The 20,266-nt window shown below is 38.5% G+C and carries 16 protein-coding genes; 9 read left to right on the plus strand and 7 right to left on the minus strand.

Translation table 11 applies throughout. The annotated features are described in order from the left end of the window. Positions 1 to 406: 406 nt before the first annotated feature. The 8 genes from LNP22_RS08835 to LNP22_RS08870 all read left to right on the plus strand — a co-directional run bounded on the left by LNP22_RS08835 (position 407) and on the right by LNP22_RS08870 (position 13,471). Positions 407 to 1,186, plus strand: coding sequence for a phospholipase A (locus LNP22_RS08835; RefSeq protein ID WP_229976209.1), 780 nt, complete (start codon positions 407 to 409; stop codon positions 1,184 to 1,186). Between the two features lie 708 nt (positions 1,187 to 1,894). Continuing rightward, the gene (locus tag LNP22_RS08840) at positions 1,895 to 2,434 is read left to right on the plus strand and encodes a phage tail protein (protein WP_229976210.1); all 540 of its coding nucleotides are present in this window, start codon (positions 1,895 to 1,897) and stop codon (positions 2,432 to 2,434) included. Between the two features lie 40 nt (positions 2,435 to 2,474). Continuing rightward, on the plus strand, positions 2,475 to 3,014 hold the full coding sequence (locus LNP22_RS08845) for a phage tail protein (protein ID WP_229976211.1): 540 nt from the start codon (positions 2,475 to 2,477) through the stop codon (positions 3,012 to 3,014). Positions 3,015 to 3,031: 17 nt separating this feature from the next. After that, the gene (locus tag LNP22_RS08850) at positions 3,032 to 3,568 is read left to right on the plus strand and encodes a phage tail protein (protein ID WP_229976212.1); all 537 of its coding nucleotides are present in this window, start codon (positions 3,032 to 3,034) and stop codon (positions 3,566 to 3,568) included. Between the two features lie 69 nt (positions 3,569 to 3,637). Continuing rightward, a complete protein-coding gene (locus tag LNP22_RS08855) occupies positions 3,638 to 4,768 on the plus strand; it encodes an ABC transporter substrate-binding protein (RefSeq protein WP_229976213.1) in 1,131 nt (376 codons plus the stop codon). Continuing rightward, a complete protein-coding gene (locus LNP22_RS08860; protein ID WP_229976214.1) occupies positions 4,765 to 5,703 on the plus strand; it encodes a formyltransferase family protein in 939 nt (312 codons plus the stop codon). Before LNP22_RS08855 ends, LNP22_RS08860 begins: the two co-directional genes overlap by 4 nt. 15 nt (positions 5,704 to 5,718) lie before the next feature. Beyond that, positions 5,719 to 12,570, plus strand: coding sequence for a T9SS type A sorting domain-containing protein (locus tag LNP22_RS08865; protein WP_229976215.1), 6,852 nt, complete (start codon positions 5,719 to 5,721; stop codon positions 12,568 to 12,570). 49 nt (positions 12,571 to 12,619) lie between these two features. After that, positions 12,620 to 13,471, plus strand: a complete 852-nt coding sequence (locus LNP22_RS08870) for a PorT family protein (RefSeq protein WP_229976216.1) — start codon at positions 12,620 to 12,622, stop codon at positions 13,469 to 13,471. 143 nt (positions 13,472 to 13,614) lie between these two features. Here the strand turns inward: LNP22_RS08870 and LNP22_RS08875 are convergent, their stop codons facing one another. From LNP22_RS08875 to LNP22_RS08905, 7 genes are all read right to left on the minus strand, one after another. Then, a complete protein-coding gene (locus LNP22_RS08875) occupies positions 13,615 to 14,337 on the minus strand; it encodes a hypothetical protein (protein ID WP_229976217.1) in 723 nt (240 codons plus the stop codon). A 171-nt stretch (positions 14,338 to 14,508) separates the two neighbouring features. After that, the gene (locus tag LNP22_RS08880) at positions 14,509 to 14,649 is read right to left on the minus strand and encodes a hypothetical protein (protein ID WP_229976218.1); all 141 of its coding nucleotides are present in this window, start codon (positions 14,647 to 14,649) and stop codon (positions 14,509 to 14,511) included. Between the two features lie 162 nt (positions 14,650 to 14,811). Next, positions 14,812 to 15,399, minus strand: a complete 588-nt coding sequence (locus LNP22_RS08885; protein ID WP_229976219.1) for a super-infection exclusion protein B — start codon at positions 15,397 to 15,399, stop codon at positions 14,812 to 14,814. 175 nt (positions 15,400 to 15,574) lie between these two features. After that, positions 15,575 to 16,105, minus strand: coding sequence for a hypothetical protein (locus LNP22_RS08890; RefSeq protein WP_229976220.1), 531 nt, complete (start codon positions 16,103 to 16,105; stop codon positions 15,575 to 15,577). A gap of 224 nt (positions 16,106 to 16,329) precedes the next feature. Further along, positions 16,330 to 16,884: a hypothetical protein gene (locus tag LNP22_RS08895; RefSeq protein ID WP_229976221.1), complete on the minus strand. Its 555-nt coding sequence runs from the start codon at positions 16,882 to 16,884 to the stop codon at positions 16,330 to 16,332. Positions 16,885 to 17,030: 146 nt separating this feature from the next. After that, a complete protein-coding gene (locus tag LNP22_RS08900; protein WP_229976222.1) occupies positions 17,031 to 17,516 on the minus strand; it encodes a hypothetical protein in 486 nt (161 codons plus the stop codon). 476 nt (positions 17,517 to 17,992) lie between these two features. After that, complete coding sequence (locus LNP22_RS08905; RefSeq protein ID WP_229976223.1) at positions 17,993 to 18,478, minus strand: hypothetical protein; 486 nt, start codon at positions 18,476 to 18,478, stop codon at positions 17,993 to 17,995. Positions 18,479 to 18,723: 245 nt separating this feature from the next. On the opposite strand from LNP22_RS08905, the gene LNP22_RS08910 reads away from it, so the two are divergent. Next, entirely contained in the window at positions 18,724 to 20,256 is a 1,533-nt protein-coding gene (locus LNP22_RS08910; RefSeq protein ID WP_229976224.1) for a SulP family inorganic anion transporter, read from the plus strand. The last annotated feature ends 10 nt before the right edge of the window (positions 20,257 to 20,266 follow it).

Consider the following 20,266-nt stretch of genomic DNA (forward strand, 5'->3'; position numbering starts at 1 on the left):
AATGATATTACAAAAAACATCTGTATATTCAGGTGTTTTTTTGTATTAACTAAATATCCTAACATCTTTATGCAAAAACATCTAATAGAAAATAGGTTTTTATTTACTTAAATCTTAGTCACTATTTTTTTGATGATTCCTCTTTTTTTTAAATTCTACTGCTATTAAAATAATTTTTGCTAAATATTTTTGTTAGGTAATAAGCATTCTTGATTAAATATAAAATAATTAATGAGCTCGATATGGTACTTGATGTTTTCAAATATTTTGAAATGTCAAATAGGAAGTCATTAAGATCTTTTATTCATTAAAATAACGTATCTTAGTATAAAAGCTACAAAAAGCTTTCATTTAAATTGTAAAAATGTATTTCAAATACCTATTTGTTTTTTGTATTTTGTTTTCAATGAAAGCAAATTCACAGTTTTTAGAACATGACAAAAATTTTAGAGCGGCAGATTCTTTACTTACAGAAGCTAGTTTTTCTGTTCATAAAGAAAATTATTTTCTAACAGGGGTTCCCCTTAATACAGATATTAATCGCCAATCTGCTGATGTAAAATATCAGGTAAGTTTTAAGCAGCGATTGAGTTCAAAGCCTTTATTGGGTGGTTTTTTTCCTTATATAATGTATACTCAAAAAGCGTTTTGGGATATTTATGCAAGTTCAAAACCATTTTCAGAAATTAATTTTAATCCAGGTATTGCCATTGTCCGTCCGTTTTATATAAAAGGCGGAAGACTCACGTATGGAACGATTTCGTTTCAACACGAATCAAACGGTAGGGATTCTATTTATTCCAAAACATGGAACATGCTTGCTTTTTCACTAAAATCACAGCTTTCGCCTCGATGGACAGTGGGGCTGAGAGGATGGATTCCTATTGTTGATAAGGAGGACAATCCAGATCTTACCAAATATGTGGGGTATGGCGAAGCGAGTACCACTTATCAGATCACTCCGGGACGGTGGAGTGCAGATATTGTTTTCAGAAAAGGAAGCGGCCTTCTTAATTATGGGTCTTTGCAAACACAGGTCAACTGGAAGCCTTACCAAAATCAGAATTATTATCTCACGCTTCAATGGTTTGTGGGCTACACAGAAAGTCTGATTGATTACAACAAACACACGAGCATGTTACGTTTGGGATTTGTGATCAAGCCTGAAAACATGAGTATTTTTTAGATTACGTTCGAATTTTCTTGTATGAATTTCTGCTTTGCGCCTTTGTAGAATACTTGTACACAGAATGTAGCAAAAGCTGTTTAAGAGCTATTTTTTTTACTGATTTTTTTTAAATCCTTCTAAGATTTTATCCATCCAATTGCAACTAAGTTGTAAAACGATGTATAAAGCCTTTTTTTATTGTTGAAAGTTGCATCGACTTTTATCAATTATTCCTCCTGTACGCTTTTTCAGAAATATGAATGTTTCGATCTTAATAATTTTTAGCCAACTACAATATCCTTAACAAAGAATTACTACTTCCCGATTTACGTCAATTATTTTTCCTTTTTATTCAAATAGAATAATTATTTCATCAAAAGAAAAAGTAGTCAGCAAAAAGTAAAAGCGCTATTTATTCATGTTTAATTATTTTAAAGAACAATCTCATGACAAGAAAAATCCATTCTGTGACATATTATTCATTCACGAGCAATTAGATCTGTATTTTTAGTTCTAAATGCAGGAAGAAGCAAGCAACTTTACAAACCAAATGAAAGAATTTTTTTGATATATCATTTTAAAACAGGTAAATACCCTTGGTTTCGAACCGTTTATTTAAAGTAACTTGGTCTTGTGTTAAAAATCTGTCATAGTATATATAGTAAAAATAATGTGACAAAAAACTACCTTTTGAATAATTGAATATTAATATTTAAAGAATAAATTATGGAAGGAACTATAGGAGAAATTCGTCTTTTCGCAGCAACATTTGCACCTAGAGATTGGTCGTATTGCGATGGGTCTCTCATTCAAATAAGAAGCAATACTGCTCTCTTTTCTATTTTAGGAACTAATTATGGTGGTGATGGGCAAAACACATTTGCTTTACCCGATCTTAGAGGGCGTACCGCTTTAGGAACAGGTCAGGGACCGGGTCTGTCTTATTATGCTTTAGGCCAAAAATCGGGGGTAAACAATGTAACGCTAACCAATGCTCAGCTTCCTTCGCATACTCACGTTTGTACAAGTAATGTTACAATTTCGGCTTATTCAGATGAGGGAGATTCAAATTCCCCAACCGGAAATGTTTTAGCGGCAAAAGCTGCTATGTATAGTACTATTGCAGGGGATACAGCAATGAAAGCTGCTCCTTTTAGTGTGGCAGTTAGTGTTGCAGGAAGTAGCCAGCCACTACCTCTTAACCAACCTTCACTTGGTTTGAATTACATTATTTGCATGTTTGGAATATTTCCGTCTCGCCAGTAGTAGACACATACAAATTTATCATAAACTTTAAAAGATTATTATGGAAGGAACTATAGGAGAAATCCGCATTTTTGCAGGGAATTTTGCGCCATTGGCTTGGTCATTTTGCGATGGCAGTACGTTAAGCATTTCAGGTAATGAAGCTCTATATACTCTAATTGGCACTACTTATGGGGGCGACGGAGTACAAACATTTAAGGTTCCTGATCTTCGCAGCCGTATTCCGGTTGGTACGGGTCAAGGACCTGGACTTCCGCAAATGATATTGGGTCAGGTTGGGGGTGCAGAAACTGCTGTAATGTCCAGTAATCAAATGCCCGCACACACCCACATGGGAACCGGTACCGTTTCAATTCCGGCTTATAGTCTGGCAGATACAGCAGGTTCTCCAACCAATGCCGAATTAGCTGGCTTAACCGGAGCTTACTCTACCGAGACAGCAGATACCAGTCTAAAACCTGAAACTTCAACTGTAAATCTGGCAGCTGCTGGTCAGGGAATTCCATTTAGTATTATACAACCTTATACATCTGCAAATTATATTATTTGCGTTGAGGGTATTTTTCCAACTAGAAACTAACCTAAAAACTATCAATCATGGAAGGAACAATGTCAGAAATTCGCTTATTTGCTCCCAATTTCGAGCCTAAATATTGGGCCTTTTGCGCAGGGCAACTACTTGCTATAAATACAAACCAAGCCTTATTTAGTCTTTTAGGAACAACCTACGGAGGCAATGGTGTACAAACATTTGCACTGCCGGATTTGCGAGGTCGTGTTCCTATGGGTACAGGTGTAGGAACTGTCAATCAATATCAATTGGGTCAAATTTCAGGGTCTAATAATATAACGGCAACTATTGCAAACTTGCCATCGCATACACATGTGGGAACCGGTTCTTATACCATTTTGGCTTATTCAGATGAGGGAGATAACGGATCTCCGTCAGGAAATAGTTTGGCGGCTTTAGCGGGCCTATATTCTACAAAAACACCTGATACGTCTTTAAGACCTATCAATGCATCCATTACCATCGGTATTAATGGAGGCAATCAGCCAATACCAGTTCAGCAGCCGTATTTAGGGATGAATTATATAATATGCCTGATGGGAATTTTTCCTTCAAGAAACTAATTTTATGTACCCATTGGATGTTTCCAATGGGTTATTTGCCTTGTTGTAAAACATCTTTAATTATTGTTTATGAAAATAGCTTTACTCTTAACGCGTTCCGTAATCTATCCTTCAATGGCTTTTGATATCATGGATGGTTTTAAATCTTCTCTAAAAAAATTAGGAGTAGACGGCAAACACGAAATCGTATCATCGAACATAGGTGTGGCCGGCAAAAATGAAGAAATTTATATTTGCTGCGAACAATTATTACTCAATAATACAGATATAATTATTGCTTATATAAATCCTATTACAGCAGAATTTATTCATCCTCTTTTTGAAAATTCCGGAAAGTTACTGATCGTCTTAGATAGTGGTTATCATTTTCCAAACTTTCAACAAAAATTATCAAACGCTCATTTTATTTCTTTAGAAGGTAATCTGTGTTCCCGTGCGATTGTTCGTAAAGCAGCAGAAGAAGGGCTAAAGGATTTTGCTTTTACCTGTTCTTTTTACGATGCAGGTTATCGTCCTCCTTATACCTATTCAACTTCAGTTGAAGATAAAGGAGGATCTATTACATACAATCATATTACGCCTTTGAAACGCTCAGATTTTAGTTTGGAACCATTGGCGGGTTATCTTGAAGAAAACAAAGATGCGGCCCTTTTGACTTCTTTTTGCGGAGATATGGCAGAAGATTTTTTTAGAGAATCATCTAAATTTAAGAGTATAATATCCAGTAAAATTTACGGAAGCGGTTTTACAGCAGAAGAATTTTGGCTAAGTAAGATACCTCATCCGGGATATGATTGGAGTTCTTCTATTCCTTGGTCACTAAAAATTGTTAGCGAAGAAAATAAAGATTTTGTTGCAACCATGGAGAATATCCGACAAAACAAAGCCAATATATTCTCGCTTTTAGGCTGGGAAGCTGCTCTGTTTATAGAAGTTGCAAATGAAAAATCATTAGACGCTGTTACAATCAACTCGCCAAGAGGAAAAGTCTATATGAATCCTGATACAGGTTTTTCGACAGCACCTATTTATTACGCGACAGTTACAAAAAACAAAGAAACAGGCAACTGTCAGTTAGAGCATATCACAGAAGCCGAAAATCTAGACGAAGAACGCAGTCGTTTGCAACATCATATTCTGGCGGTTCAGAATGTAACGTCCAACTCATGGTTTAATGCCTATGCTTGTCTCGAATCATGAGCATGCAACGCGACATCGTTATTTTGTGTAATAACCGCATGGCTTTTCCTGCGATGCAAACCTTATATGGACTGAATAAATTGCACACCATTGGAGTACCTGTTGGTAACGATGAGGTACTGTCTTTTTGTTCGGCTTTTGCATGTCAAACAGGGGTCAATTTAATATTGCTTGAAAAAGAAAAAGTAGAAAATCAGTTACAGGGATTACTTGAAAGCAGTGAGATCAAGTATGTTTTTACAATGACGTTTCCCTGGAAATTATCCGAAAAAATTATAGAACAATATCCTAACCTGTTTTATAATTTTCATTACGGACTTTTACCTGAAATGCGTGGTTGTGATCCTGTTTTTGAATCGATTCGTCAACAAAAGCAAGAAACTGGAATTACTGTTCATACGATCGAAAAAGAGATTGATACCGGTAATATAGTGCTAAAACGTGTGCTGCCAATAGCTGCTAATGTCACTCACGGAATGCTTTGCACCAGCTTATCTTATCTGGGAGCGCAAATGGTGCCCGAAGCAGTAGCACTGTTACAAACCAATTTTAAGGGAGTGCCTCAAGACGAGACAGACGCAAATTACTATAAAAAAGCAGCTGCAGGCGATGTATGTATTCGATGGGAAACTCAGGATGCAAAATCAATACAAGCATTAGTAAACGCCTGTAATCCTTGGAATAAAGGGGCTTACACCCAATGGAGCGGATGGAATATGCGTATTCTTGAAGTGTCTCCTACTAAAAATGTTACAAAACATTCACATTCCCCGGGGACCATTTTAGAAATAAATGAAAACAAGGGATTAATTATACAATGTTACAATAATACACAGCTTCGTATAAATACTGTTTATACAGATGAAGGTTTTATGAGTGGGTACAAGTTGCTCGCTTTTGGTATAAAAAATGGCGAGCAGTTTGCCTCTTTATAATTTAACTATTTAACTATGAAACATTTTTACGCTCAAATTAAGAATTTTATAAATATCGCCTTGTTTCTGGGGATATTTTTACAGAGTTACATTGTTAACTCTCAAACGACTCTGTCAGCTGGAGATATTATCTTCACTGGATACGATTCCAATCCAAGTCCCGCTGCGGGAGATGTCTATTCCTTTGTGCTTCTTACCAATATTTCGGCGGGTACAGTAATTAGTTTTACAGACCGTGGTTATTTTGGAGCTGGTGTCTGGCAAACAGCCCTCTCTACAGAAGCTACCGTTAGTTGGACATCAGGAACAGCTATTCCAGTTGGTACAGAAATTATGATAAAAGGTCTTACGGCCTCTACTTATGATCCAAATACCGCTGCATTAACTACAAACGGAACGGTTACTTTAACAGAGGGTACTCCTGCAAACGGATTATCTTTATCGACTGTAGGAGATCAGATTATCGCTTTTCAGGGAGGAACTGGTATTCCTGAAAGTAGTGGTGTGACTTTTATATCTGGACTGCATTATTTTTATTGTAGTTCTGGTACTGGAACATCTCAGGCAAGCTGGGACGATTTGGCTTGCGCCGACGGACCAAACTCTTCTGTAATACCTGTAGGTCTGGTAGGAGGAACGAGCTCTTTTTACACAGGAACCTTAGCAGGAAATGTTTTAGGTACATCAGGTAAATTTAACGGAACGGGAGCACCATTTGCTAACGCAGCCGGAATAAGAGCTGGTGTAATGAATCAGGCAAACTGGACACTTTCAAATACTACTCCAGCGCTTTCAATGCCTTCAGGTGCTGCTTTTCTGGGTGTAGCGCCAACCATTACAGCTAATCCACCCAACAGAACAATTTGTGTTGGGAGTAATACTACCTTTTCTATTTCAGCAAATGATGCTACTAGTTACCAATGGCAGGTAAATACAGGTAGCGGATTTACAAATATTTCAAATGCTGCGCCTTATTCTGGCGCTACTACAACTACTTTAACTATTACAGCGGCAACCGCTGGAATGAGTGGTTATTTATATCGCTGTGTTGCTACTGGTGCAGGTTCTGCTACTTCAAATGCAGGAACACTAACAGTTTCTAATACAATTGTTACTACAACTTCTCAAACCAATGTTTCCTGTAAGGGAGGCAGTAATGGTTCTGCAATCCTATCGGCTTCTGGCGGGATAGCACCTTATACCTATTCATGGTCTCCTTCTGGGGGTACAGCATCAAGTGCTAGTGGTCTTAGTGCACAAACGTATACAGTTACAGTTACAGACAATATTGCCTGTACGACAACACACACAGTTATCATTACAGAACCTGTAAATGTTCTTGTAGCAACGCCTGCTTCACAAACCAATGTATCTTGTTTTGGAGGTTCAAATGGTACAGCTACCGTTGCTCCAACAGGGGGTACACCGGGTTATAGCTATGCATGGTCTCCGTCTGGAGGAACTGCTGCTACAGCTACAGGACTTAGCCAAGGAACGTATACCGTAACTGTAACGGATGCTAACTCATGTACCGCTACTCAAAGTTTTACGATCACTCAACCAACAGCTCTTTCGGTAACGCCCGCTACACAAACCAATGTATCTTGTTTTGGAGGTTCAAATGGTGCCGCTGCTATCAATACGCCAACAGGAGGAGCTGGTGGGTACACATACAACTGGACTCCGGGAACACCAACAGGTGACGGAACTACTTCTGTTACAGGTTTAACAGCAGGAACTTGGACATGTACTGTTACCGATGCTAACAGTTGTACTACTACTCAAAGTTTTACAGTAACCCAACCATCTGCTATTACAGTAACGCCTTCATCACAAACGAATGTAAGTTGTTTTGGAGGTTCAAATGGTGCCGCTGCTATCAATACGCCAACTGGCGGTGCTGGTGGGTACACATACGACTGGACTCCGGGAACACCAACAGGTGACGGAACTACATCAGTGACTGGCTTAACTGCAGGAACTTGGACATGTACTGTGACGGATGCCAATGGTTGTACCAGAACGCAAAATTTTACAGTTACTCAACCTTCTGCTATTACAGTAACGCCTTCATCACAAACGAATGTAAGTTGTTTTGGAGGTTCAAATGGTGCCGCTGCTATCAATACTCCAACAGGAGGAGCTGGTGGGTACACATACGACTGGACTCCGGGAACTCCAACAGGTGACGGAACCACATCAGTGACTGGCTTAACACCAGGAACTTGGACATGTACTGTGACGGATGCTAATGGTTGTACCAGAACGCAAAATTTTACAGTGACCCAACCATCTGCTATTACAGTAACGCCTTTATCACAAACGAATGTAAGTTGTTTTGGAGGTTCAAATGGTGCCGCTGCTATCAATACTCCAACAGGAGGAGCTGGTGGTTATACCTACAACTGGACGCCGGGTAACCCAACGGGTGACGGAACTACTTCTGTTACTGGCTTGACAGCAGGAACCTGGACATGTACTGTGACCGATGCTAACGGTTGTACCAGAACGCAAAATTTTACAGTGACACAAACACCTGTTATTACAGTAACGCCTTCATCACAAACGAATGTAAGTTGTTTTGGAGGTTCAAATGGTGCCGCCGCTATCAATACTCCAACAGGAGGGGCTGGTGGATATACCTACAACTGGACGCCGGGTAACCCAACAGGTGACGGAACTACTTCTGTTACAGGTTTAACAGCAGGAACTTGGACATGTACTGTGACCGATGCTAATGGTTGTACCAGAACGCAAAATTTTACGGTGACACAACCATCTGCTATTTCAGTAACGCCTGCATCACAAACGAATATCGCTTGTAATGGAGGTTCAACTGGTGCCGCTGCTATTAATACTCCAACAGGTGGTGCCGGTGGATATACGTACGATTGGACTCCGGGAACACCAACAGGTGACGGAACTACATCTGTAACAGGATTGAGTGCAGGAACGTATACTGTAACGGTTACCGATGCCAACGGTTGTACCGCTACTCAAAGTTTTACGGTGACTCAGCCAGCTGCTCTAGCCGTAACACCAGCTTCACAAACCAATGTAAGTTGTTTTGGAGGAAGCAATGGATCTGCTACAGTAAGTGTATCAGGAGGAACAAGTGCGTATACCTATGCATGGTCTCCATCAGGAGGAACTGCTGCTACAGCTTCAGGATTGAGTGCAGGAACGTATACCGTAACGGTTACCGATGCTAACGCATGTACCGCTACTCAAAGTTTTACGATCACGGAACCATCTGTTCTAGCCGTAACACCAGCTTCACAAACCAACGTAAGTTGTTTTGGAGGAAGTAACGGATCTGCTACGGTAAGTGTATCAGGAGGGATAAGTGCTTATACCTATGCATGGTCTCCATCAGGAGGAACTGCTGCTACAGCTTCAGGATTGAGTGCAGGAACGTATACCGTAACGGTTACCGATGCTAACTCATGTACCACTACTCAAAGTTTTACGATCACACAACCAGCTGCTCTTTCAGTAACGCCTGCTTCACAAACGAATATCGCTTGTAATGGAGGTTCAACTGGTGCTGCTGCTATCAATACTCCAACAGGTGGTGTTGGTGGATATACGTACGATTGGACTCCGGGAACACCAACAGGTGACGGAACTACATCTGTAACAGGATTGAGTGCAGGAACGTATACTGTAACGGTTACCGATGCCAACGGTTGTATCGCTACTCAAAGTTTTACCGTTACTCAACCATCTGCTCTTGTAGCAACGCCTGCTTCACAAACCAATGTAAGTTGTTTTGGAGGAAGTAACGGATCTGCTACGGTAAGTGTATCAGGAGGAACAAGTGCTTATACGTATGCATGGTCTCCATCAGGAGGAACTGCTGCTACAGCTTCAGGATTGATTGCAGGAACGTATACTGTAACGGTTACCGATGCTAATGCATGTACCGCTACTCAAAGTTTTACGATCACACAACCATCAGCTCTAGCCGTAACACCAGCTTCACAAACCAATGTAAGTTGTTTTGGAGGAAGCAATGGATCTGCTACTGTAAGCGTATCAGGAGGAACAAGTGCGTATACGTATGCATGGTCTCCATCAGGAGGAACTGCTGCTACAGCTTCAGGATTGAGTGCAGGTACGTATACCGTAACGGTTACCGATGCTAACGCATGTATCGCTACTCAAAGTTTTACGATCACGGAACCACCTGTTCTAGCCGTAACACCAGCCTCGCAAACCAATGTAAGTTGTTTTGGAGGAAGTAACGGATCTGCTACTGTAAGTGTATCAGGAGGTATAAGTGCGTATACGTATGCATGGTCTCCATCAGGAGGAACTGCTGCTACAGCTTCAGGATTGAGTGCAGGAACGTATACCGTAACGGTTACCGATGCTAACTCATGTACCACTACTCAAAGTTTTACGATCACACAACCAGCTGCTCTTTCAGTAACGCCTGCTTCACAAACGAATATCGCTTGTAATGGAGGTTCAACTGGTGCTGCTGCTATCAATACTCCAACAGGCGGTGTCGGTGGATATACGTACGATTGGAGTCCGGGAACACCAACAGGTGACGGAACTACATCTGTAACAGGATTGATTGCAGGAACGTATACTGTAACGGTTACCGATGCCAATGGCTGTACTGCCACTCAAAGTTTTACCGTGACTCAACCATCTGCTCTTGTAGCAACGCCTGCTTCACAAACCAATGTAAGTTGTTTTGGAGGAAGTAACGGATCTGCTACTGTAAGCGTATCAGGAGGAACAAGTGCTTATACGTATGCATGGTCTCCATCAGGAGGAACTGCTGCTACAGCCTCAGGATTATCAGCAGGAACGTATACCGTAACGGTTACAGATGCAAACGGTTGTACGGCTACTCAAAGTTTTGTTTTAACAGAACCTAATGTTCTTACTACTACCATAGCTTCACAAACCAATGTAAGTTGTTTTGGAGGAAGCAATGGATCTGCTACTGTAAGCGTATCAGGAGGAACAAGTGCGTATACGTATTCATGGTCTCCAACAGGAGGAACTGCTGCTACAGCCACAGGATTGAGTGCAGGAACGTATACCGTAACGATTACAGATGCTAACGGCTGTATTACGACTCAAAATATTGTTATTACTGAGCCTTCAATTTTGGATGCTACAACAACACAGGTTAATGTAACATGTCCTGGCGAAACTAACGGATCTGCTACTGCTCTTGCAACAGGAGGAACTGGTGCTTACACGTATGCATGGTCTCCGTCTGGCGGAAATTCGGCTACAGCTACAGGTTTGGCAGCAGGTACTTATACGGTTGTCATTACTGATGCTAACGGATGTCAGGTAACAAAATCAGTAACAATAGTAACGACTCCGGATACAACAGCACCAGTGCCGGATGTAACCAATCTACCAGCGATTACCAGCTCTTGCGGTATTGTATCAACAGAAATTCCTGTTCCTACTGCAACTGATAATTGTATCGGAAGTATATCGGCTACCACTGTTAGTCCTTTAAATTATAACGCTGTAGGTACTTATGTAATTACCTGGAGTTATAATGATGGAAACGGAAATGTAACCACACAAAATCAAACGATCAATATTGTTGCTTCTCCTTTAGATCAGGTTACTTTTGGAAATGCTACCCGTACTTATGATGGAACTATTCACACAGTACAAGTAGCCAACCTTCCTGCCGGAGCTAGCGTAAATTATACCACAACTCCTGCAACAGGTACAGCAAATGGCGCTACAAACGCAGGTACTTATACCCTTACAGCAACTGTATCTCCGTCTGTGAGTACGCCAAATTGTGCGCCAATTACGCTTACTGCAAATCTTACGATCAATAAAGCAGCGCAACAAATTACTTTCGGGCCTCTAGCAGATAGAACTCTTGGAGTAGCCAATACTTTTAATTTAAATGCTACTTCTAATTCAGGTTTGCCAGTACGTTACACGTATACTTATACTTCGGGTTCACCGGCTGCTACTGTTTCTACAAGTGGTTTGGTTACGATGTTAACATCGGGTCAAATAACAATTACGGCGCATCAGGATGGTAATGCCAATTATCTTCCAGCACCAGATGTTTCGCAAGTCCTCGTGATCAAGAATAATGATGTATCTGTAATGGAAATTACAATTGGTGATCAAACGTATGTAAATCCTGCAACGAGTTTAACGTACGTAATGGAATGCGGAGAAACCAATGTGGATATTGCGATTGTAAACCAAACGGGCGCAACGATTACGCCATCAGCTAATTTTATGATTACGCCTCCTAAACCGGGAATTTATACGCAAAATGTAGCGGTTACTTCTCAGGACGGATCAGCAACTGCAAACTATACTTTGACTGTCGAAAAACCGTTTGGCTTCTTTGATATTGTGAAGCAGAAATTTAATAACGTGCTTCTTGTCAATAACAATCCTCAAACCAATGGTGGTTACCAATTTGTGGCTTACCAATGGTTTAAAAACGGACAGTTAGTAGGAACAGGACAATACTATTCAGTTGGAGATGATGTTAGCAATACATTGGATCCTACTGCAGATTATAGTGTAAAAATGACTACTAAAGACGGAAAAGTGCTGCAAACGTGTGCTACAAAAATCACGTTGCAAAAATCAGTTGGTGCCAAACTTTATCCTAACCCAAGTCAGGCAGGAAAAATGATTACTGTAGAAGCAGATTTCCCTGAAGAAGAATTAGAGAACATGCACATCAGTCTTTATACGGTGTCGGGTCAATTGATAAAAACAGTACAATCTTCTAGCGTAAAAACAGAGATACAATTACCTCCTGCCGATGGCAATATGTATGTAGTAGTGGTAGAAACTGCCAACATCACGAAAACACTAAAAGTAATTGTTAATAAATAAAATCTGCCAGTACTGCTTTTTGAGCAGTACTGGCATAATAAAAAGTAAGATGAAAAAATATATAACACACTATATAGCATCAATATCCATGATTACGATACTTTTAGGAACTTCCCTGAACAGTTATGGTCAGGATAAAAAGCAAGAGTTTTCTATTGCCGTTGGGGGTCCGTTTTCTTTTCTACAGTATAATACACCGGGAGAAATCGTAAACGGAAATGGCTTTAATGCCGGACTTCGCTACGCTTATTACTTGTCCGAAACCATAAGTATTAATCTGGGTGTAGAATACCAAACGTACCGTTCTACTTCAAAATTTGGAGCAATCAACGGGCAGTACAACGCTGTTGATGACGAAAACGAATCGTTTCAGTTTAGATACAAAGGAACCAATTTTAGAGAGGATCAAAAGTTAGGATATGTCAATATTCCGATCGGAATTCAGTTTGAAACTCCGGGAACCACAAAATTATACCTTGCTGCAGGTGCCAAAGTAGGTTTTGCAACAAGTGGGACTTACGAAACAACCATGTCAAACCTTACGACAAGCGGTTACTATCCGCAATACAATGTCGAGTTGTTTAGTCCAGCGTTTGCTGGTTTTGCAAGTACCAATAATTTTAAAACAGCCAAGCAAGACCTCACGACCGAGGTAGCGTATTCGGCTACTTTCGAGACTGGTTTAAAGCAAAGCCTTGGCGACCGTAATTCGGTTTATATCGGACTCTATTTAGACTACGGACTGAACAATATCTATGACAAAGCCAGCGACAAAAATCTGGTGCAGTATAATGCAGAACAGCCCGTGCAGTTAGATTACAATACGGTACTTTCGTCTTCGTATGCCAACGATGTGCGATTGGTTTCGTATGGTTTGAAACTTAGATTTGCTTTCCGCTAAAACATTCCAAGCGTACGATTCAATACAAAAATCCAAGCGCTAAAAAAGTAAAGCGGCTTATTGCACAATTCGTGTAATAGCCGCTTTTTTTGTTGAGGGTTTATAATCTGTTTAGAGCTACTAAGTTTCTTTTTGTTTAAAAATTATTCTTCAAATACCCTTTCTGAAGTAACGTTTTCACGGTACAATTCTTTTTTAAGCACTTGTCCTAAAGCGCGGCCTTTTACGAGCCAGGCAATACCGAAAACAAATAGCGAAAGCGCCTCAAAAACCAAGGTCGCATAATCGAACAACTTAAACGGAATGGCAACGATAAATACCAATATCGAATACCCGCAAAAGCGATAAATATTATTTTCGTCAATCATGCTCTTCGGGACATTGGCTTGGTTGTTCTGGCCTATCGTAAAAACATTAATTGCCAGTAAAGCCAGTATCAAAAACAAGACGGCTGCAAAACCATAATGCAATCCTCCGAGCCAGTTGGCATTGTAGGGTATAAGCGTATATATTTTTTGCGAAGGGCAATCTGGAGTAGTCGGAAAAAAGGCCACACCCAAAGCCATAATGCCCGCAATATTGGTAAGTTGCTTGTCGTTTTTCCAGAACGAAGCATTATCGTGCCCTCTGTAGCGTATCAGGAACAAACCTACGGCACACAACGTTCCGGTAAAGATTTCCCTCAAATTGGTATAGTAATAATGACTGATCGAGTGCTGCGGTTCGGTATCAAAAAAGGCAATAAAAGACAAACTCAGCAAAAGTATCGGCAAGCTAATCGCCAAGTAACCAATGGCGCGCCTGATGCTTCTGTACGAAAAAATATCAATATCATCAGGATCAACTATTTCGTGTTGGTCTATCATGTTCGGTAGGTTTTGGTTGATAATAAAATAAGGGTAAAGTACCGAAAACGAAAATACGAATTAAAACCAAGATTTTAGTAAATAAAGAATTATTGCAAATACTCGCTATCAAGTTTATTTGCAATAATTGATTATTCTCCGAAGTCTACCTGGCATTTCTCTTTAATAGTTTTATTTTTTAGAAGTATTTTTAGAACCAGACGAATTGCCAGAACTTCCATTAGATTTACTTGGTGGATTATTAGAGCGATTGCCACCAGATTTATTTCCGGTCGAACTTGGAGCATTTTGTAATCCGCTTGATTTTGCCATCTTTTTTTGTTTTATTTGGTTAATAATTTTGTTTTTATAAATACCTAGAACAGGGTTGCAATTCGTGTCCTCACAATAACTAAAGTATACTTTTTTAAGTAGTTCTTATTGTTGCAGGCAAGGATCGCAAATCTGTGCTATTGTGGTTATTTTTATAACATTTTAATTTCGCCATGGTCTTCTCTCAATCCAAGAAGGTCTATTTGACTCTAAAAAAAATATTTCCTCTTTGGTTGGGTTTTCTGAAAAATCTACATCTTTGAGAGTTAAGTTTTTATCAACAAATTTGCTAATAGAAACTGATGTATTCATTCCGCTTATAATAAATGCATTTCCAAATGGTTGATTAATAAACAAAATCTTCTTTCTTATTAAACCAGAAATAGTTGGATCATCTATTGGTACATCAAGTGATGTTTTCTGATTTATAAGAAATTCTCTTAGGACAGCTTTTTCGTGTAAATCTAAAGTTCTTAAACTTTCTATAAATTCTTTTTTTACTTTGAAAAATTTTATTTTATAATTTATTTTATTGAATAACCAGATTGTAAAATTCACTATGATCAGTCCGGATGCAGATATAAAGACTAAACCGATAATCCAGCCATAAGATTCATTCATTTTTTCTAAATGAATATTTTTTAGCAGTTGTTGATCAGCAAATAAAATAAAGCCTGATATAACTGCAAATAAAAAGAAAAATTTTACAGGTAATTTTGTTAAGTCAAAGAGTGCTTTGAAATTTTCCATTATATACTATTTAGTTCTTTATTGATTTTGCGTAAAAATATTGCACAATGTTATGCTGTTTTGAGTGGTTAATGGCTTGTGATATTTTAATTTTCGACTTAACGAAAACTTGACGCGAGACGTTAATTCCACCAAATTCTAGCTAGCTCAAAATGGCTGTTAATTGATGTCATTATTATTTGTTCATATTTTCCCATTCTTTCAATAGGTCAGTTTCAATTTGGCTTTTTAATAAACTTTCTGAGAATGTTTGTCCATGATTTGTGCAATTTCGGTCAGGACATCCATTATATGAAGTCATTAGACTTTCTCTACCATTATGATTAGTACAATAAACACGAAGTTCCGAAATAAAAGGAAAATTAGTTAAGTTACTAATATATGCATTAAATCTGTAAGTTATTGGTAGAGTAGGTTCGTCAAATTTTTTATATTTTTGATGAAATTTTGATGCCATTTTTTCTCTTTTTGAAGGGCTTTTTTCGGCAATTTTTTGAATTATTGCTAGCACCAAAAGAATTAGAATAATACCAATAACTGTTCGACCAAGTTCGATTTTATATTGCCAAAGATATTCTATAGATTGTTCTAATGGCAATTTTGTTACTGCGCTATAAATAACAGTAACAATGAATCCACCAACTGCTAGTATAACAGCTGATATCACTTTACTCCAGACAGGATCACTCCAAATTTTTTTCAACATAATTTCTTTCTGATATTATTAATTTTAAACGATTATAATTGTATTAGATTCTTGATTCTGCGCTATGATTTTCACTAACTTGCATATACCCGCAACAAAGTTTAATTTATCTATCCATATTGTGGTGTATATGCGAGGTTTAGTGTCGTTTTATAGTATGTTTCTATTTTAATAATAAACCATCACCGCTGCCTCTTTAATCTGTGCCATCTGTTTTTTTTAAGTTATTTATGTTTTCCTAAAATAGGTTTTAATTGCTTGGCTAATTCGTTTTCTAAAACTTCCATTAAATTAATCATTTCGGGTTCAAATTCTAAAACAGTTAATTTCATATTTAAGTTAAGTTCTTTTGACCAATGAAAAAGTTGCAAACCTTGAGTTCTATCTACTTTATAGTAACCTAAATGTTGGATAAGTCTTCCCCAAAAATGGCGTTTAACTTTTCCAACGTAAAGTATTTTGCTTTCTTGAATTTTACTTTTTATTGCAGGAATTGATTTTGAATTTTCTGTGCTTGAGTAGTCCTTTATTTTACTAATTATTTCAGAGGTTAAATTGTCTGAAGTAATTTCAAAGTAATACAAACAAGGCCCAGTCATTTCTTTCAGTTCAGTAAACATTGATCTATATTTTTCTGAATCTCGAATATCAATATCATTGTAATCTTCTAATTCACAACAATTAATATGGAATACTTCCATTCTTTTTGGTCCATTTTTTGAAACATTTAGTAATGGAATAACGGCATTTCCACTAATTTCTTTAATTATTTCTTCCATATAAGAGTCTATTTTTTAAAAACATTACAGATTTTTAGTTTGCACTCAGACAATAAATTCAGTGTGCTCTTTTTAATTATTTATTATCGGCGTTTACACACATTGAGAATCCTTCCTATATAGTACAATTCCCCAAGCACAAAAACTTATTCAGTTTCTGCTTTTATGTAGATGTAGTCTATTTTGCCGGAGCCGTTATCAAAAAAGGTTATTTCTTTTATGTTTTCAATATTCTTCCATCTTAATGTATTATCGGTACCTTGATAACTTGGCTCACTTTCTACTAAACCTAAAAGTATAATATTATCTTTCTCATTATCAATATTAGAAACTTCATTGATTGTTATCCAGTCTGCTTTGTTATTTATAAATACAATTTCAAATTTATCAGATTCATAATAAGACTTATCACAAGGTGATTCTAAGCAAGGAGTTCTGCTAGGCTTTACTTTTTCAGTTCTCTCCGCTTTTCCAAGAATTTTTTCGATTTCAATTTTATTCTTTCCAATCAAAGATTTAATAGAAATTATTAATTCTTTTTGTTCTTCAATTATTTTTTTTTCGTTCGAATTTCCACAAGATGATAAATTGAAAAGAAGTAGTAGTACTAAGGCTAAAATTATTTTCTGCATTATTGAGGGTTTGATTTTATTAATTTCAAAAACAAATATCAACCATCTGTAATTATGAATTTTACGGGAAACCATAATGGGGTAGTATTTATTTTAAGCAAGTATAGCGATAAATAAAAACTGGGAAGCAGGTATTTATACGTGTTTTGGTGGAGCATTGGGGTTTTGTCATGCAGTAATGGTCGAATTTACCCCTCGTTTGGGGTTCTGAACTCCTCGGATGGGGTTCCAGACGTCAAAAATGACGTTCGGAACCCCAAATTTGGCCCCCAAGGACGTCATTTTTGACGTCTGGAACCCCATTTTTGACGTTCGGAACCCCAAAAATGGGGCTCGGGACGTCAAATTTGGGGCTTAGAACCCCATCGATGGAGTTCGGAACCCCAAACGACCTATTTTTTTAACATTCATTCAAAAAAAAAGCCTTTCGAAAATCAAATTTCAAAAGGCTTTATAATAATAAATGTAGGTTGTACTTATTCAGTAGGGTCTTCGGTTTTTTTAGAAGTTGCGGTTCGATTAAAAAACTGCGACAACTCGTTTGCTTTTACTTCAAAACCTGCTGTTTTGGTGCTCGATTTGTATTTGCTATAATCATAATCGGTGAGCGCCATTTGATAATTGTCGTAATCGTGCAGGATTTTGTTGTTTTTAAGGCTTTGTATAATGCCTTCTAGTCGCATGATCATGTTTTGCAGAAACTCTCTCGAGTCATAATCGTTCTGAAACTCGATCCAGTCGATATCGGGGCTACTCATCGTGGGCTGGCTGGTTCTAAAATCCTTGATTTTGTTAATCAGGAGTTTGTTCTGCTCGTTGACACTGCCGTACTTGGCTCTTTCTTCTGGCGAAAGGTTCTTGAATTTGGGTGCCAATGTGGTTTCTAAAGCACTCACGCTTGCTAAAATAGCTGCTTTTTCTGCAGCAGTGTAGTGTAATCCGTTTAAATTTTCTAAAGACATGGTTTTTAATGTTTTAAGGTTACTATTAAATTTAAAAGTTTAAAATTAAAACATTTTTTATATTATTTTACTTACTTTTTGTTAATGTTTATGTAAGAATTCATTTTTTAACATACTGATAATCAGTACTCCTTTACTAAAGGATGCTATGACAAAAAAGACAAATATTTTGTGAGAAATGGCTACTCGCTCGCGACTGTTTTATAAAAGTTTTTAAGGATATTTTTTTTTAAATTTACAGTCTTATGAAAAAAGCCTTCCCACTGTTTGATTTTAGTCAAAAAGTCAATTATAAAAACGAAATTCTAGCGGGTTTAACAGTAGCCATGACCATGATTCCCGAATCGTTATCGTTTGCTATTCTGGCAGGATTACCGCCCTTGGTAGGCTTGTATGCGGCGTTTATTGCAGGTTTGTTTACCGCTATCTTTGGCGGAAGACCCGGAATGATCTCGGGCGGAGCAGGCGCAACGGTTATTGTTTTAATTGCCTTGATGCAGTCGCACGGCATAGAATATGTATTTGCTGCCGTGGCTCTGGCGGGCGTAGTACAAATAATTGTGGGACTTTTTAAATGGGGCAAATTCATTCGGTTGGTACCACAACCTGTAATGTTTGGGTTTGTCAATGGGCTCGCTGTGGTGATCTTTCTGTCGCAGTTAGAGCAGTTCAAAACAGTCGTCAACGGGCAATCGGTTTGGCTGCAAGGAACGCCATTGTCTATCATGGCAGGTTTGGTGCTGGTCACGATAGGTATTGTGGTTCTTTTGCCTAAAATAACCAAGACAATTCCGGCTTCTTTAGTGGCTATAGTGGTGGTTTTTGCGCTGGTATTGGTTTTTAATATAGACACCAAAACGGTTCAGGATATTGCCTCTGTACAAGGAGGGCTTCCGCCGTTTCATATACCCAATATTCCCGTTTCTTTCGAGGCCTTAAAAATCATACTGCCTTATTCTATAATAGTAGCAGCGGTAGGGCTTACAGAAGGGCTCCTGACGCTCAATCTTGTAGACGAAATTACAGGCACGCGAGGCAATAGCAATCGCGAGTGTATTGCGCAAGGGGGATCGAATATTCTAAACGGTTTCTTTTTTGGTATGGGAGGCTGCCCCATGATTGCGCAAACGCTGGTCAATATTTCGGCAGGTTCCAGAGCACGACTTTCAGGTATTGTTGCTGCGCTCACCATTTTGCTCATCATTCTTTTTGGTGCTCCCGTTATTGGCAAATTGCCCATGGCAGCTTTGGTAGGGGTCATGATTATGGTGGCGATTACTACTTTTGAGTGGGCGAGTTTTCGCATCATCAACAAAATGCCCAAACACGATATTTTTGTGGGTATATTGGTGGCGGTGGTTACCATTTTATTGCACAACCTAGCGTTGGCTGTGTTAATTGGTGTGATTATCTCGGCTTTGGTTTTTGCCTGGGAAAGTGCCAAGAGAATTCGTGCGAGACATTTTATAGACGAGCAAGGGAGTAAACATTATGAAATTTATGGGCCATTATTCTTTGGTTCGATAGCGGTATTTATGGAGAAATTTGATATCCAGAACGACCCCAATCATGTAATTATAGATTTTAAAGAAAGTCGCGTTTCAGACATGTCGGCCATAGAAGCACTCAGCAATCTAACCAAGAAATACAGTGCGCTTAATAAAGTAATCGAACTACAACATCTGAGTCCAGACTGTAGAGCATTGCTTAAAAATGCCGAGGCTGTCATTGCAGTAAACGTGATAGAAGATCCTACGTACAAAGTGGTTTCGGAGTAGGGGTTGTGTT

Origin of the sequence: Flavobacterium flavipigmentatum (genome assembly GCF_020911905.1) — a bacterium.
GTDB lineage: Bacteria > Bacteroidota > Bacteroidia > Flavobacteriales > Flavobacteriaceae > Flavobacterium > Flavobacterium flavipigmentatum.